The organism is Intestinimonas sp. UBA1698 (assembly GCF_002320075.1).
In the GTDB taxonomy this organism is placed as follows: domain Bacteria; phylum Bacillota; class Clostridia; order Oscillospirales; family Oscillospiraceae; genus Intestinimonas; species Intestinimonas massiliensis.
The window spans coordinates 135,754-150,275 of the sequence record NZ_DCJO01000034.1 but is presented as its reverse complement, the minus strand read 5'-3'; the positions used below and the strand labels follow the sequence as shown (position 1 = coordinate 150,275).

14 protein-coding genes are annotated in these 14,522 nt (G+C 61.4%); 6 read left to right on the top strand and 8 right to left on the bottom strand.

Features of this window, described 5'->3' with window-relative positions:
- Positions 1 to 62: 62 nt before the first annotated feature.
- Together B3H64_RS08705 and B3H64_RS08700 are read right to left on the bottom strand one after the other, a co-directional pair.
- Complete coding sequence (locus B3H64_RS08705; protein WP_414653492.1) at positions 63 to 2,153, bottom strand: sigma 54-interacting transcriptional regulator; 2,091 nt, start codon at positions 2,151 to 2,153, stop codon at positions 63 to 65.
- A gap of 155 nt (positions 2,154 to 2,308) precedes the next feature.
- Entirely contained in the window at positions 2,309 to 2,698 is a 390-nt protein-coding gene (locus tag B3H64_RS08700) for a hotdog domain-containing protein (RefSeq protein WP_414653490.1), read from the bottom strand.
- Positions 2,699 to 2,891: 193 nt separating this feature from the next.
- Between B3H64_RS08700 and B3H64_RS08695 the strand changes: the two genes are divergently transcribed.
- Both B3H64_RS08695 and B3H64_RS08690 read left to right on the top strand, forming a co-directional pair.
- Positions 2,892 to 3,872, top strand: a complete 981-nt coding sequence (locus B3H64_RS08695) for an MBL fold metallo-hydrolase (protein ID WP_286734482.1) — start codon at positions 2,892 to 2,894, stop codon at positions 3,870 to 3,872.
- 60 nt (positions 3,873 to 3,932) lie between these two features.
- A complete protein-coding gene (locus B3H64_RS08690) occupies positions 3,933 to 4,451 on the top strand; it encodes a GNAT family N-acetyltransferase (RefSeq protein WP_286734481.1) in 519 nt (172 codons plus the stop codon).
- Between the two features lie 145 nt (positions 4,452 to 4,596).
- Here the strand turns inward: B3H64_RS08690 and B3H64_RS08685 are convergent, their stop codons facing one another.
- Together B3H64_RS08685 and B3H64_RS08680 are read right to left on the bottom strand one after the other, a co-directional pair.
- Entirely contained in the window at positions 4,597 to 4,923 is a 327-nt protein-coding gene (locus tag B3H64_RS08685; RefSeq protein WP_050618917.1) for a hypothetical protein, read from the bottom strand.
- Positions 4,924 to 5,087: 164 nt separating this feature from the next.
- Positions 5,088 to 7,022 carry an EAL domain-containing protein gene (locus tag B3H64_RS08680; protein WP_286734477.1) on the bottom strand — a complete coding sequence of 645 codons (1,935 nt, stop codon included), beginning with the start codon at positions 7,020 to 7,022 and terminating at the stop codon, positions 5,088 to 5,090.
- Positions 7,023 to 7,259: 237 nt separating this feature from the next.
- Between B3H64_RS08680 and B3H64_RS08675 the strand changes: the two genes are divergently transcribed.
- The 3 genes from B3H64_RS08675 to B3H64_RS08665 all read left to right on the top strand — a co-directional run bounded on the left by B3H64_RS08675 (position 7,260) and on the right by B3H64_RS08665 (position 10,967).
- Complete coding sequence (locus B3H64_RS08675) at positions 7,260 to 8,720, top strand: MBOAT family O-acyltransferase (protein WP_050618919.1); 1,461 nt, start codon at positions 7,260 to 7,262, stop codon at positions 8,718 to 8,720.
- 11 nt (positions 8,721 to 8,731) lie between these two features.
- Entirely contained in the window at positions 8,732 to 9,748 is a 1,017-nt protein-coding gene (locus tag B3H64_RS08670) for a hypothetical protein (RefSeq protein ID WP_286734474.1), read from the top strand.
- A gap of 106 nt (positions 9,749 to 9,854) precedes the next feature.
- Positions 9,855 to 10,967, top strand: coding sequence for a M20/M25/M40 family metallo-hydrolase (locus tag B3H64_RS08665; RefSeq protein ID WP_286734472.1), 1,113 nt, complete (start codon positions 9,855 to 9,857; stop codon positions 10,965 to 10,967).
- 61 nt (positions 10,968 to 11,028) lie between these two features.
- Here B3H64_RS08665 and B3H64_RS08660 read toward each other — a convergent pair whose 3' ends face one another.
- Entirely contained in the window at positions 11,029 to 11,301 is a 273-nt protein-coding gene (locus tag B3H64_RS08660) for a DUF6514 family protein (protein WP_050618922.1), read from the bottom strand.
- A gap of 176 nt (positions 11,302 to 11,477) precedes the next feature.
- On the opposite strand from B3H64_RS08660, the gene B3H64_RS08655 reads away from it, so the two are divergent.
- Positions 11,478 to 11,723 carry a hypothetical protein gene (locus tag B3H64_RS08655; RefSeq protein ID WP_050618923.1) on the top strand — a complete coding sequence of 82 codons (246 nt, stop codon included), beginning with the start codon at positions 11,478 to 11,480 and terminating at the stop codon, positions 11,721 to 11,723.
- A gap of 58 nt (positions 11,724 to 11,781) precedes the next feature.
- Here B3H64_RS08655 and B3H64_RS08650 read toward each other — a convergent pair whose 3' ends face one another.
- The 3 genes from B3H64_RS08650 to B3H64_RS08640 form a co-directional block, all read right to left on the bottom strand.
- The gene (locus B3H64_RS08650; RefSeq protein WP_050618924.1) at positions 11,782 to 12,630 is read right to left on the bottom strand and encodes a 3-hydroxybutyryl-CoA dehydrogenase; all 849 of its coding nucleotides are present in this window, start codon (positions 12,628 to 12,630) and stop codon (positions 11,782 to 11,784) included.
- A gap of 61 nt (positions 12,631 to 12,691) precedes the next feature.
- Complete coding sequence (locus B3H64_RS08645; RefSeq protein WP_050618925.1) at positions 12,692 to 13,468, bottom strand: enoyl-CoA hydratase-related protein; 777 nt, start codon at positions 13,466 to 13,468, stop codon at positions 12,692 to 12,694.
- 310 nt (positions 13,469 to 13,778) lie between these two features.
- Positions 13,779 to 14,489 carry a DUF554 domain-containing protein gene (locus B3H64_RS08640; protein WP_286734466.1) on the bottom strand — a complete coding sequence of 237 codons (711 nt, stop codon included), beginning with the start codon at positions 14,487 to 14,489 and terminating at the stop codon, positions 13,779 to 13,781.
- Positions 14,490 to 14,522: the final 33 nt, after the last annotated feature.

Here is a 14,522-nt window from a genome sequence, read left to right as displayed (position 1 = left end):
AAAAGCGATCCAAAAATAAATCAATGATTTAAATTTGTATCGGTTTTTGATTCATATTTGTATCACTCCTGCGTCGAGTCGCTGCTGATTCCATAGAATTTCAGCTTGCGGACCACCGACGGCTGGCTGATGCCGAGCAGGCTGGCAATTTTGCGGGTGGAGCCGTATTTCTCTTTATACACCCTGAGGATCGACTCCTCGTGCCGTGCCAAGATTTCCTTAAGGGACCCACGCTCGACGGGCTCGGGAGGCCGGGGAAGATCCGGCCCCTGTTCCGCCGGATTCGGTCCGCTGCTCTGGTCGCAGGACATGGCGGTCAGCACATCCCGGACCTCGATGATCTGATAGTCGGCGGTAATCATCAGCCGCTGGATCAGATTCTGAAGCTCGCGGATATTTCCCCGAAACGGCTGATTTTCCAGGAACTCCAGGGTCTTCACGCTCAGGACCTTATTGAGCGCGAACTCCCGGTTGTACCGCTCTACAAAGTGCTTTGCCAACGGGCCGATGTCCATGCGGCGCTGGCGCAGGGGGGGCACCGTGATGGGATAGACATTGAGGCGATAATAGAGGTCCTCACGGAAGGTGCCCTGGCGCACCATGGCGGACAAATCCCGATTGGTGGCCGCGATGATGCGGACGTCCACCTTGATGGGGGCCACCCCGCCCACCCGTACGATCTCTTTTTCCTGTATGACCCGCAGCAGCTTGGCCTGAAAAGACAGAGGCAGCTCGCCCACCTCGTCCAAAAACAGCGTCCCACTCTGGGCCGCCTCCCATAATCCAATTTTGCCTTTTGCATTTGCGCCGGTAAAGGAGCCCTTTTCATAGCCGAACAGCTCGGATTCCAGAAGATTCTCCGGGATGGCGGCGCAGTTGATTTTAATCATGGGAAAGGTTTTTCGCTCGCTGTTTTGGTGGATGATGCGGGCGATAATCTCCTTGCCGACGCCGGATTCACCGTAGATCATCACATTGGAGGTATAGCGGGACACCTTCAGCGCTTGCCGCAGAGTGGCTTTGGACTGGCTGCTGCGGAAGATATAGCCGTTGGCGTTTGCAACGTGGGTATCGTCCCTTGTTTCGCTGTGCTCCTCATGCTCCACAAGCACATGGTGCCGCCGTGCCTCGCCAAATTGCTGCTGGATCGCCTTTTGCATCTGTGGGAAGCGGCGCAGCAGGCCCAGGGTATACTCGGCATGCCCCTCCATAAATCCGGCATAGGGGATGATGTGTACCTGCTTGCCGATCCCCTCTGCCGTCAGCCCGGTGAACTTATAGTCGCACCCAAGGGTGGCAAAGTAAAGAATGCCCCGGGGCTTGACCGCCACCAGAGCGGCAATCTCCGTGTTGACTGAATTGATGCAGTTGATGACCACGTCAAACTGCTGGGCGACCGCACTTTCCCGGCCGGAGCAGAAGCCTTCGATGTCTGTGGCGTCCAGCGCCAGCACCTCGTCGTATACACCGTACCGCTCCAGCATCTGCCGGTGATTTTCGTTTCGGACAATGCCCACCAGCCGACCGCTGGATTTCATCTTATCGCGGGCGGCATAGCCGCAGAGCAAGCCGCTCCGCCCACCGGCGCCCAGGACCAGAACGGACTGCCCCGGCTCCACGATCCTGTGGGTACACGCGGACACGCCGGCCTCATCCATGGCGGAGATGACCACCTGCAGAGGGATATCCGGGGGGCGCTTCACCACCGGAGAACTGGCGTACAGGATGGCGCGCCCCTCCACCGTCAACTGGGCGCACGCATAGTCTACACATAAAATCCGGTCGAGCTTCAGAGGGGTGATCGATAGGGACGCCAGGGAAATAATCTCGTCACCGGGAGCCAAGCCATACAAATTGGGGTATTCTGAGCCCATTTGGGCCACCTTGCCGTAGAGCATCCCACCCGTGTTGGTGACTGGATTATGGAGCTTGCCCCGCTCCTGAATGATCTCCATGACCCGCTGGCACAGCAGGGTGTCGTTGTCGCCGGTCTCATCCCAAATCTCGTTGAAGCTGACCAGGTTGATGCTGACGATCTTGACGTCGATCAGCAATTCATCCGGGCGCAGCTCGGTGGTGTTGTCGATTCTCCATGCCTGCTGGGGCAGGGAGTGGGCAGGTTCCATGGAACGACCAATGCCGAAGGTATCCATCATCGTTTTTCTCCTCCCAGCGCGTATCTCTCTTGTTTTCGGCCATTCTCTATTGTATTCTATTTGCGTACGGCTTCAAGCGGCAATTTGCCTGCCCGTTCTTTTATTATGGCAGGAGCCCGGCGTATTGCTTCCGCCGGGCCCCCTTATACGTGCTACTTTCTCTTGCAGGCAGCCGGTACCACACAGGTGCCGCTGGCGCGGCACACCAGCAGCGGCTCGTCCAGCACATCGGCTGCGGAGGCGCTGACCTGCGGGCGGGCCGTGATGACCTTGTAGGCGGTAAAGACCATCTTGCGCGAGGTATTTCCTACAGAAGTGATCTCGCCCCTGGCCTCGATGTAGTCCCCGGCGTAAACAGGGGCCATGAACTCCACGTTGTCATAGGCGCAGAACAGGCCCTCGTCGCCGTCGCAGCGTATGAGCAGTTCTGTGGCCACGTCCCCAAACAGGTGGAGCATGTGGGCGCCGTCCACCAGGTTCCCGCCGTAGTGGGCGTCCTTTGCCGACATTCTCACACGCAGCTCAGAGGTGATCTTTTCCATAATAAACGTCTCCTTTCATTTTACGGGGACACATTCTGCCCCCCTCCTAAGTTAATAGCAAATTTCATGCCAGGATCCAAGCCAAAGAACCGAAACACAAATGGAATCGGCGCCATCCAATTATAAAGTTGGCATAACGTTTGCAATTATACAGGGGCGACCCAAAATCAAAAAAAGAAAGCAGGCGAAGATCATGCCGCGTGAAGTCATGCGCAACATCTACCGCATCCCCGTCCCTCTGCCCAACAACCCCCTTCGTGAGCTCAACTGCTATCTGATCCGCGGGAAGGACCGCAGCCTGCTGATCGATACGGGCTTCCGGCAGGAGACCTGCCGCCGGGCGCTCTTCGACGGGCTGCAGGAGCTGAACATACGCATGGAGGATACCGATATTTTTTTGACCCACCTCCACTCGGACCACACCGGCCTGCTGCCGGAGGTGGCCTCCGCGTCCAGCCGTGTCTTCCTCGACGACCTGGACCGGGACTGGATCGTGGGGAGCACGCGTTTTGAACTGGAGCGTCAGGAAGACGCGCGCTTCGCTATGGCCGGCATCCCGCCGGAGATGCTCCGGATTGCCTCGCAGACGCACCCAGGCCGGTGTTTTGCGCCTGACCCGAGCTTTGATCGCTATACCCGCCTGTCGGCGGGGGCTGTGCTGGAGGTGGGGGGCTATCGCCTGGAGGTCCTCCGCACGCCGGGCCACACGCCCAGCCACCTGTGCCTGTGGATGGCGGAGCAGCAGGTCATGTTTACCGGCGACCATGTGCTGTTCGACATCACCCCCAACATCACCCGCTGGCCCAATCTGGAAAATGCCCTGGGCTGTTACCTGCGCAGTCTGAAGCAGGTGCGGGAGTATGACGTAAAAACGGCCTTGCCCGCCCACCGGGCCACCGGAGATTTCCATGCCCGTGTGGACGCGCTGCTGCGGCACCATGCATACCGGCTGGAGGAGTGCCTCAAGGTGGTCCGGGAGGAGCCGGGGTTGCTCCCCTTCGAAATCGCGGGACGGATGACCTGGCGCATCCGGGCCAAAAATTGGGAGGACTTCCCCATCCCCCAAAAATGGTTTGCCGTGGGGGAGTGCCTCTCCCACCTGGACCTGCTCCGGCTGGAAGGGCAGGTGCGGGAGGAGCTGGCGGACGGCAGGTTGTATTACTATCCGAACTGAACCCAACAAAAAAGAGGAAGGGAGCGCGTATTACAAATGGCGTGGATGGAGACAGCGGACTTGTGGGTCCGGCCGTCGCAGGAGGCGGATCTGGAGCTGTTTTACCAATGGGAGCGCAGGCCGGAGGTAACGCAATTCTTCAGCATTGCCGATGGACAAAGCCGGGCGGAGGTGGAGGCGATCTATCGCAGAGACGCGGCCGACCCGGGCCGGCGTCAGTACACCATCCTGCTCAAGCCCGAGGGGCGGCCCATCGGGCGGATCGTGCTGGCGGACCGGATCGAGGGCTGGAAGGTAGAGATCTTCCGGATCTATATCGCGGATACCGCCTTGCGGGGCAAGGGCTACGGAAAGCAGGCCATGCAGGCGATCCTGAAGCAGTGCTTCGAGGCATGGGGCATGGAGCGGGTCTATCTGGACCATTATACCGGCAATCCGGCCGCGGAGTTATATCGGTCGCTGGGGTTTCAGTACGAGGGGGTCCTGCGAAGGAACTGCCGGAAAAACGGGAAACTTTACGACGTGCACCTGATGTCCATGCTGAGGGAGGAGTATCAGCAGGCCCGCCAGAACCGGTGACGCCGGTCCGCACCCGGTCCATCCGCCCGCGCGGAACCGAAGCCTGGTCGCCGGACTTTGTCGGAGCGCCCGATCCGGTCCGTCTCCGCGGAGAAGCGCCGGGGGGCCTTGGGCGGGCGGTGCCGCTGTGCATTGTCGGTAATATTCAAATGCTTGTCCCAGTAAAAGGTCCTATTGCTGCTCTCTCATGGGGGGCGGTGCCATCCACGATGGCGGTCTTTTTCTCCGGCAGGAGGATGGCGTCCAGGGAGTCGGGGTCGCCGGAGCAGCGGATGTACTCCACCTGGAGCCCCCGCTCCTCGGCGGCGGCGGCCACCCGCTTCATCAAGGTGGATTTTCCGCAGCCGGGGCCGCCCTTCAGGATGAAAACGGCGTCTGCCTCCGCCGGGTCGATGAGCTGATCGTACAAGGAATAAAATCCCGCAGGGGAATTCGCACCTAAAAAATATCGGACCTGTGGTTCCGTTGACATGGGCTTACCCTCCTAACTATTCTCTACTTCAGGGTATGCCGTCCGCCGTGCCCCGGTGCCGTGCCTGCGCCCGTTTTTTTACCCGTTCCGGCCATTGTTTTTCCCCTTTCCCGTCAAAAGGGCCCCGCGCCTTCCGCAGGAGGCGCGGGGCCCTTTTCGCCGCTTCAGCGGGCTGCAGTCAGCGAGCGGTCCAGCAGGAAGGACAGCAGACGCTCTTCCGGCAGCGGTCTGGCATAGTAATAGCCCTGGAGCCAGTCGGCGTCATACCGCCGGAGGCCCTCCGCCTGGGCCGCCGTCTCCACGCCTTCCACCACCACCCGCTGCCCCATTTTGTGGAACAGCTCCAACAGCGTATGCACCAGCATATCCGCCCGCCTGTCCTCCGGGAAGGCAACCAGCAGGCTCTGGTCCAGCTTGATACACTCGAAGGGCAGGTCCAGTACGCTGGAGAGGTTGGAATAACCGGTCCCGAAGTCGTCCAGATAAAAGCGCACACCCTTGGCGGACAGCTCGCCCATGACCTTTCGCATCCGCTCCAGGTCCTGAAGCAGCACCCGCTCGGTGATCTCGATCTTCAGCCGCTCCGGTGAAACGCCGTGACGGGCCAGGCAGCCGGTCACCCGCCCGGTCAGGTCCGGGTCCATAAACTGCTGCATAGACAGGTTGATGGAGACCGTCTCCAGCCCGGCGGCCTGCCCGCCGCCCAGCAGACGGCATACCTCCTCCAGCACGATCCAGCTCAACTCGTCGATGAGTCCCGTCTCTTCGGCCAGCGGGATGAATACCGAGGGAGGCACCGCCCGCCCCTGAAAATCCTCCAGGCGGAGCAGGGCCTCCGCCGAGGAGAAGGCGCCGGTCCCACAGCGGTACACCGGCTGATACCAGACCCGGAAGCGCCGCTCCCGAATGGAACGGCGGATCAGCTCCAGCAGCTCTTTCCGCCGCTCTAGCGCTTCCCAAACCGCTTCCCCGCACTCCACCGTCTCCTCCGGCCCCTGCTTGGCCAGGCGAAGCCCGTGTTCCAGCAGCTCCAGCACCTGGGCCTCCGTCCAGGCCTGCCCCCGGCAGACCAGGTCGGTCAGCCGGGCCGGAATCAGCGTCTCTGCGTCTCCCAGCGTCCAGGTTCGCTGGAACCGCCGCTGCACCGTCTCCAGGCTGCTGCGCCCCTTCTCCTGACTTTCCCACGGCAGGAGAAGGGCAAACTCCACGTTGCCAAAGCGGAAGGCCCGGCCCTCCGGCTCCATATGGTCCAGCCAGCGGGCAATCTCATAGAGGAAGGCGTCGCCCGCGGCGTGGCCGAAGCGCTGGTTGACATTGACAAAGTGGTGCAGGGAGAGCAGGATCACCTGAAACCGCTGCCGCCCCGCCAGACGCAGAGAAATCTCCTGATAAAAGCTGTTTCGATTGCCGATCCCCGTCAGGCCGTCCTGCTCCACGCTGCTGCACTGGAAGCCGAGAAACAGGATGAGATCGGCCATGGCAATGATGGTGCCGTTGAGCAGCAGCTCGGGATAGAGGAGCTGAAAGAGCATCAGCAGCAGTGCCACCGGGGGCAGGGTCCGCATGACCCGCACCATGTCCCGGCTGACACAGGGCTGGTTTTTAAAATAGCACAGCAGCAGCAGCGCCAGTTCTGCGGCCATGATGCCGTAGCCCAGCCGGTTGAGAGGACCTCTCTGGTAGTTCCCCATCGCATCGAAGGAGAACATGACCCCGCTGCCCAGGTTCCACAGCACCACCGCCAGATCGATCAGCGTCAATGCGCTCACCCACCGCCGGGCCCGGCGCAGGCAGCCCTTGTCGTACACATGCTCCAAGATGAGGCAGAACAGGTATAGGGCCGTCATGGAGCACATGAGAACACTGATCAGGAAATAGGCGCTGTTCAGCATCAGGTTGACCCACAGCGGCACCCGGGCCGCGTTCTGGATGGTCACCACACACAGCGTATTGAGAATCACGGAGCTCAGGGAGAGCCACAGACACAGGCCGTACATCCTCCGCCGCGCCGTCACCGCCCACCTTCGCTCATAAAAGTAGAGCAGCAGAATCATCAGAAGGATACATGCAAAAAACTCCGCCGACAGAGACCACTTCATACCGGAGACCACCCCCCTTCGGCTACGGCAGCCGTCAATTGTATCTTCATTTTATCACATTTTCTCAAAAAACGTAAATATTGTATCCAAAAAATGTTACAAACATCTATCTCCCTCCCCTCCGGCCTCACCGGACCGCACCCCGGCTGTTGCTATTTGTCCTCGGTTCGGTTACAATATGATTATATGCCACCGCTGCTCCGGCGGAAGCACTTTATTGGAAAGAGGTGACGGCGTTTGAGCTTTCTCTCCCCCGGTTATCTGCTCTTTTTTCCGGCCACGGTGCTGCTCTACTTCCTGCTGCCCCGGCCCTGTAAAAACCTGTGGCTGCTGGCGGCAAGCTGGTTTTTCTATCTCTGCGCCGGGCCGGACTGCTTCGCCTTCCTCCTGTGCGCCACGCTGGTCACCTATACCGGAGCCCGGCTGCTGGAGCGCCGGGATGGAGCGAGCCGGAAAGCCCTGCTGACGCTGCTGCTGACACTTTTGTTCGGGACGCTCTTCCTCTTCAAGTACCTGGACTTTGCCTTCTCTCTGGCGGAGCGGGTGCTGGACGCGGCGGGCCTCTCCTTCTCCTCCCCCGCCCTGGATCTGATCCTCCCCGCCGGGATCTCCTTCTACCTTTTCATGGCGGCGGGCTACCTTATCGATGTGTACCGGGGCGACCGGGCCGCAGAACACAGCTTCCTTCTCTGCGCCCTGTTCCTCTCCTTCTTCCCCCATGTCATCTCCGGCCCCATCGCCCGGGCGGGCGGGCTGATCCCCCAGTTCCGTGAGGTCCACCGGTTCGACTATGACAAATTTCGGGCCGGGCTGCTGCGCTTTCTGTGGGGCGCATTCAAAAAGCTGTGCATCGCCGACCGGCTGGCCGTGCTGGTGAACGCCGTGTTCGCCGCCCCCGGGGACTTCGGCTGGCTCCAGGTCATCGCCGCCGCCTGCGCCTTCTCCGTTCAGATCTACTGCGACTTCTCCGCCTACTCCGACATGGCCCTGGGCTCGGCGGAGGCCATGGGCTTTCATCTGATGGAAAACTTCCGCACGCCCTACTTCTCCCGCTCCATTGCCGAATTCTGGCGGCGGTGGCACATCTCCCTGTCCGCCTGGTTCCGCGACTACCTGTACATCCCCCTGGGCGGCAGCCGCCGGGGAAGGACCCGCAAATACCTCAACATCCTCCTCGTGTTCGCCGTCAGCGGCCTGTGGCACGGCGCCGCCCTCACCTTCGTGGTCTGGGGCCTGCTCAACGGTATCTATCAGGTGGCCGGCGGTCTCACCGCCAGGCTGCGGGCCCGGTGCCGCCAGTCGCTCCGGATGCGGGAGGACCGCCCCCTCACCGTCCTGTGGCAGATGGCGGTCACCTTCGTCCTGGCCACCCTGGCCTGGGTCTTTTTCAAGGCGGGCTCCCTCTCCGGGGCTCTGTCCGTGCTGCGGGCCATGCTCCCCGCCGGCCCCGCGCTGGTCCATCCGGTACTGGCCTCTATGGGGCTGGACCGCCGCGAATTCCTGGCCGCCGCCCTGGCCGGCCTGGCCCTGCTGGCGGTGGACCTGCTTTCCCTCCGCGGAAGCGTCCGCGCCCGGGTCCTGGCTCTCCCCCGCCCTCTGCGGTGGCTCGTCGCCCTGATCCTGCTGCTCTGCGTGTTCCTTTTCGGGGTATATGGCACCGGATACGATCCCCAAGACTTCATCTATTTCAAGTTTTAGGGGGAACGGCCATGAAAAAAAGCAAAGAACTTCTGTTCGCCGCCGCCTTCGTGCTGACGGCCGCGCTGCTGCTGGGGCTGTGCGGGGCCGCTCTGCGGCCAGTCCGGGTGGACTACGGCGCAGTGTGGGAGCCCTATCTGGCCGAACCTAAGGACAGCTTGGACTACCTCTACCTGGGCAGCTCCTACGCCTACTGCGACGTCAATCCAAGCCTCATCTATGACGCTACCGGCCTGACCGGCTACGTGCTGGCCGGCCCGGAGCAGACTCTGTCCACCACCTACTGGTACCTCAGAGAGGCCCTCAAAACCCAGACGCCGCAGGTGGTGCTCATCGAGGCCTCCGCCCTCCACTTTGAGCGCTACCAAAACTACAGCCAGATCAATGTGGGCTATATGCCCTTTTCCACCAACAAGCTCCACGCCATTTTTGAGGCCGCGGAGCCCGAGCTGCGTACCGGCCTGCTCTTTGACCTGTACTTCTACCACAGCCGCTGGAAGGAGCTCACCGTGCAGAGCGCCCTGTGGGCCCTGGCCCCCAAAGGGGCCGACCAGCTCAAGGGCTACACCGCCGTGGAGGGGGTGTTCGAGCAGATCGCCGACGGCCCCTTCCAGCGAGAGGTGAAGCCGGACGCCGTCTACCGGCAGAATCTGGCCGACCTGGGTCGGATTCTGGCCCTGTGCGAGGAGTACGGCGCTCTGCCTGTGGTGGTCTTCCACCCCACCTACAGCCAGCTCCCCGCGCAGGAATACGAGCGCATCCGCTCCGATGTGGCCGCCCTGGACCCCAGGGCCAAATACTTCGACTGGAGTAGTCAGATCACCTCCATCGGCCTGGACCCGACGCTCCATTTCTTTGACCCCGGCCACCTGAACCGAGCGGGAGCCGACCTTTTTTCCCCTTGGGTGGGAATCTTTCTGACCAACGAGCTGGAGGTCTTCCCCCGAACCCAGACGGAGGAGAACGCCGCCGCCTGGCGCGCCTCCGCCGAGCACTGGCTCCAGGCCGTCCCCTCAGAGCAGGAATAGCGTCAGAAGGACGCCCGGTTATGCACCGGGCGTCCTTCTTCTATGCAAAATCGGTATAACGGCGGCGGGCCGCCTATGATATGATAGAAAAAACGGAGGGATGGCCATGATCAACCAAGCACGCGTGACACAGACCTTTTTGGACTACGTCCAGATCGACAGCGAGACCCACTTTGAGCGGGAGATGACCGCCCGGCTGGTGGCCGATCTGGAGGCGCTGGGCCTTCCGGTGACCACCGACGAGGCTGGAAAGGCCGCCGGCTCGGACGGAGCCAATGTCTACTGCCACCTGGAGGGGGACCCCAACAGTGACTGCATCCTCTTCAGCGCCCATATGGACACCGTCACTCCCGGCAAGGGGGTCCGGCCTCAGATCCGGGACGGCTATATCTACAGCGACGGCACCACCATCCTGGGGGCCGACGACAAGTCCGGCATCGCCGCCATACTGGAGGCGCTGCGCACGCTGCTGGAGAGCGGCGTCCCCCACCGCCCCATGGACATCCTCTTCACCATCCGGGAGGAGGGCGGCCTCAACGGCTCGGCCAACGTGGACTACGGCCGCCTGAAGGCCAAATACGGCGTGGTGCTGGACGCCAGCAACGACGTGGGTAAGATCGTCTCCAGCGCGCCCGGTCAGATTCGCATTTACGCCGACATCTATGGGCGGAAGGCCCATGCCGGCTCCGACCCGGAGAAGGGGGTCAGCGCCATCCAGGCCGCCGCCGTGGCGGTGAGCCGGATGCGGCTCCAGCGCATTGACGAGGAGACCACCGCCAACATCGGCACGCTCTCCTGCGTGGGGGAGACCAACGTGGTCCAGGACCACGTCACCTTTGCCGCCGAGACCCGCAGCAAAAGCCCGGAGAAGCGGAAGGCCCAGGCCAACCACATGGTGGCCTGCCTGCAGGAGGCCTGCGACGCCCTCGGGGCCAGGCTGGAGTACCGACTGCACCACAGCTATCAGAGCTACGGCTTCCCGGACGACCACCCCCATGTTCGGCGGCTGATGGACGCCTGCCGCCGGACCGGCGTCGAACCCTGGACCACCTACACGGGCGGCGGCACCGACGGCAACAACTTTAATGCCCATGGCATCGAGACCGTGGTACTGGCCTGTGGCATGGAGCACGAGCACACCACCCAAGAGCGCATCGCCATCCGAAACCTGGTCGATGCCTCTCAGGTGGTCTATCAGCTCATGCTGCCGGACACCTGACCCATCCAGACAATCAGACACGCCGCTCCGGACCAGCCGGAACAGTGCGTCTTTCCTTTTCTCACAGCCAGTCGGCCACCACGTCTCCCACCGCGGCGGGCCCCACCGTGTTGCGCGTCAGCAGCTCCATCAGTCCGTCGATACGGGAAATGCTGACCGTGACGTTGGGAATGACGGCGCTGTCGCCCCCCTGTTCCGCCACCTTGACCCCATAGCTCTCACAGGAAAAATGCTCCGCTACCTCCATCTCTCCGATTACGACATAGTAATCAAAGCAGTGGGAGACGCCATCCTCTCCCCGGACCGTTCGGCGCTCTACAAACAGCTCCCTCATCTTGTGTTTTTCCTCCTCCTTTTAACATCTTGCTTACATTATATGGTGGTATATACGGAAAGTATCGCAAAAAATGTCGAGCGAAAGGAATATTTTGGAACTTGCCATTGTGCCGCACCCCTGGTATGATGATGGCAGATTCTGCGGTGCTCCTGCGCCGCATCGGAGGTGAACACATGCGTCATTGGCTGCGAAAACGGGTGGCGCTGCACGACTGGCCTCTGTTCCTTCTGACCCGCGGGCTGTGTATGACCACCATCTTTTTGCTGGCCGCCCTGCTGCTGCGTCTGTGGACCGGGCCGGCGGACCCCTGGCTGCTGAACTGGTATGCCGACTATGTGCAGGCGATGGCGGCCGTGCTGCTGGGGACTTCCCTGATCGGCCCGCTCCTGCTGGAGGACGTACTGCGGCGATATACATAAAAAAACGGGGACCGGACAGTTGTCCGGTCCCCGTTTTTGTTTCCAGAGGGAAAGTCTTTTACTTGCTGTAATCGAAGAAGCCCTTGCCGGTCTTGCGGCCCAGGGTGCCGGCGCGGACCATCTTGCGCAGCAGCAGGGAGGCGCGGTACTTGGGATCGTGGGTCTCGTTGTACAGCACGTCCATGATGGCCAGGCAGACGTCCAGACCGATCAGGTCGCCCAGAGCCAGGGGGCCCATGGGATGGTTGGCGCCCAGCTTCATGGCGGTGTCGATGCCCTCCGCGGAAGCCACACCGGTGTACAGCAGGTCGGCGGCCTCGTTGATCATGGGGATCAGGATCTTGTTGACCACAAAGCCGGGGGCCTCGTTGACCTCCACGGGCTCCTTGCCGATCTCCACGGACAGGTCGGCCACGGCCTTGTAGGTCTCGTCGGAGGTGTGAGCGCCCCGGATGACCTCCACCAGCTTCATCACGGTGGCGGGGTTGAAGAAGTGCATGCCGATGAACTTGTCCGGGCGCTTGGTGGCCGCGGCAATGGCGGTGATGGAGATGGAGGAGGTGTTGGTGGCCAGGATGGTCTCCGGCTTGCAGATCTTGTCCAGCTCCGCAAAGATGCTCTTCTTGATGTCCAGGTTCTCAATGGCGGCTTCCACCACCAGGTCGGCGTCCGCGGCCATGTTCAGGTCGGTGGTGAAGGTCATGTGGGCCAGGATGTCGGCCTTCTTCGCCTCGTCCATCTTGCCCTTGGACACCAGCTTATCCAGGCCCTTGTTCAGACGGCCCTCGGAAGCCTTGATGATATCGTCGTTGATGTCGCGGACCACTACATCAAAGCCCTTCTTGGCAAAAACCTGCGCGATGTCCAGGCCCATGGTGCCGCCGCCGATGACAACAATCTTTTTCATGTTCTTTTCCTCCTATTATGTATGTGTATGGAACGGGTTCGCGATTCTTTTCCGGCTGTGCTTACCGATTCTTGAAGTTCTTCTCCTTGCGCTTCTCCAGGAACGCGCCCATGCCCTCGTCCTTGTCCTCAGTACCGCAGCACACGCCGAAGGCCTCCGCCTCGAAGGCGCAGCCGGTGTAGATGTCCGTCTGCATGCCCTTGCGGATGCAGCGCTTGGACTCCTTCACCGCGATCTGTGCGTTGGCGCAGATGGCGTTGGCCAGCTCCAGGGCCTTGGGCATCAGCTCGTCGGCGGGGTACACCTCGCTGACCAGACCGATCGCCTTGGCCTCTTCCGCCCCGATGACCTTGGCCGTCAGAATCAGCTCCATGGCTTTGGAGATCCCCACGATGCGGGGCAGACGCTGGGTGCCCGCGAAGCCGGGGGTGATGCCCAGGCCCACTTCGGGCTGGCCGAACTTGGCCTTCTCGCTGGCCAGCCGGATGTCGCAGGCCATGGAGATCTCGCACCCGCCGCCCAGCGCGAAGCCGTTCACCGCCGCGATGACGGGCTTGGACAGGTTCTCCAGCTTCAGGAACACATTGCCGCCGTGGATGCCGAAGTTCCGGCCGTCGATGGAAGAGAACTGCTTCATCTCTCCGATGTCCGCGCCTGCCACAAAGCTGCGGCCCGCGCCCGTGAGGATGACCACATAGATTTCCTCGTTGGCTTCCACCTGGTCCAGAGCTGCGTCCAGATCGCTCAGCACCTGGCTGTTCAGGGCATTCAGAGCCTCCTGACGGTCAATCGTCAGAATCCCAACGTGCCCCTGCTGCTCTAATTTCACGAATCCCATACTTTGCTGCCTCCTTATTGCGATTCTCCGTTTTTAAGCGGAGTGGTGCTGGGGTATCCCCTCCCCACACCGCTCTTAGTATAGCTGTTTTCCCTGGCATACGCAAGAGGGAAACATGAAAAATCTGTGTTCTATCTATGAATTTTGCGGGATTTTACCCACATTCCTCCCATTCAAACGTGCGAAATGACCGATTTTCCGCGGAAAGGCATAACTCGGTACCAAAGCGAAATATTGGTAGTACCACTAAATTGGTGCTACCTATTCCGCCTCTCAGAACGGGTCCGCGGCAGGCGGCACAGCGCCTTGGTCACCCCATCAGCCTGCCCAGCCATTCGGCCAGAGGCAGGTATGCCAGCGGCAGGAAGATCGCGGGCAGCATATTGCCCACCTTGATCTTTCCCTGGCCCAGACCCAGCATGTTGATGGCGATGCCCATGATGATGGTGCCGCCCACGGCGCTCATCTCGGTGATGACCGCCGGGGCCAGATAAGGCCCCACCCACCTGGCCAGCAGGGTCAGTCCCCCCTGGTAGAGGATCAGCGGTACCACGGAAAACGCGGTACCCACACCGAAGGTGGCGGCATAGGTGATGGAGGTCACCCCGTCGATGACCCCCTTGGACACCAGAACGGTGTAGTCCCCGTTGAGTCCGGCGTTGAGGGAACCCGTGATGGCCATCGCCCCCACACAGAACAGGACGGAGGCATTCATAAATCCCTCCGTAAAGCGGCTGCTGCCACCTGCCTTCATCAGCCTGCGCTGGAGCGCGCCCCCCACGGAGTCCAGCCGGTCCTCGATGCGGAGGGCCTCCCCCAGGATGGTACCCACCACCATGCAAACGATGACGCACAGGGCGTTCTGTGTGCCTACGGCGGAGGAAACCCCGATGCCCAGCACACACAGACCCAGCGCGTGGGTGACGATGCTGGAAAAGCGCGGGGGGATGAAATTTTTGAACAGCAGTCCGATGAGGCTCCCCAGCAGGATGAGCCCCGCATTGATGAACGTGGCAGGCATGGCGCGCTTCCTTCTCTCTCTGCACCCTTGCGG

Excerpts from the sequence above, each read along its gene's own strand:
- B3H64_RS08705 (WP_414653492.1), bottom strand. The coding sequence starts at position 2,153 with ATGGATACCTTCGGCATTGGTCGTTCCATGGAACCTGCCCACTCCCTG.
- B3H64_RS08700 (WP_414653490.1), bottom strand. The coding sequence starts at position 2,698 with ATGGAAAAGATCACCTCTGAGCTGCGTGTGAGAATGTCGGCAAAGGAC.
- B3H64_RS08695 (WP_286734482.1), top strand. The coding sequence starts at position 2,892 with ATGCCGCGTGAAGTCATGCGCAACATCTACCGCATCCCCGTCCCTCTG.
- B3H64_RS08685 (WP_050618917.1), bottom strand. The coding sequence starts at position 4,923 with ATGTCAACGGAACCACAGGTCCGATATTTTTTAGGTGCGAATTCCCCT.
- B3H64_RS08680 (WP_286734477.1), bottom strand. The coding sequence starts at position 7,022 with ATGAAGTGGTCTCTGTCGGCGGAGTTTTTTGCATGTATCCTTCTGATG.
- B3H64_RS08670 (WP_286734474.1), top strand. The coding sequence starts at position 8,732 with ATGAAAAAAAGCAAAGAACTTCTGTTCGCCGCCGCCTTCGTGCTGACG.
- B3H64_RS08665 (WP_286734472.1), top strand. The coding sequence starts at position 9,855 with ATGATCAACCAAGCACGCGTGACACAGACCTTTTTGGACTACGTCCAG.
- B3H64_RS08660 (WP_050618922.1), bottom strand. The coding sequence starts at position 11,301 with ATGAGGGAGCTGTTTGTAGAGCGCCGAACGGTCCGGGGAGAGGATGGC.
- B3H64_RS08655 (WP_050618923.1), top strand. The coding sequence starts at position 11,478 with ATGCGTCATTGGCTGCGAAAACGGGTGGCGCTGCACGACTGGCCTCTG.
- B3H64_RS08650 (WP_050618924.1), bottom strand. The coding sequence starts at position 12,630 with ATGAAAAAGATTGTTGTCATCGGCGGCGGCACCATGGGCCTGGACATC.
- B3H64_RS08645 (WP_050618925.1), bottom strand. The coding sequence starts at position 13,468 with ATGGGATTCGTGAAATTAGAGCAGCAGGGGCACGTTGGGATTCTGACG.
- B3H64_RS08640 (WP_286734466.1), bottom strand. The coding sequence starts at position 14,489 with ATGCCTGCCACGTTCATCAATGCGGGGCTCATCCTGCTGGGGAGCCTC.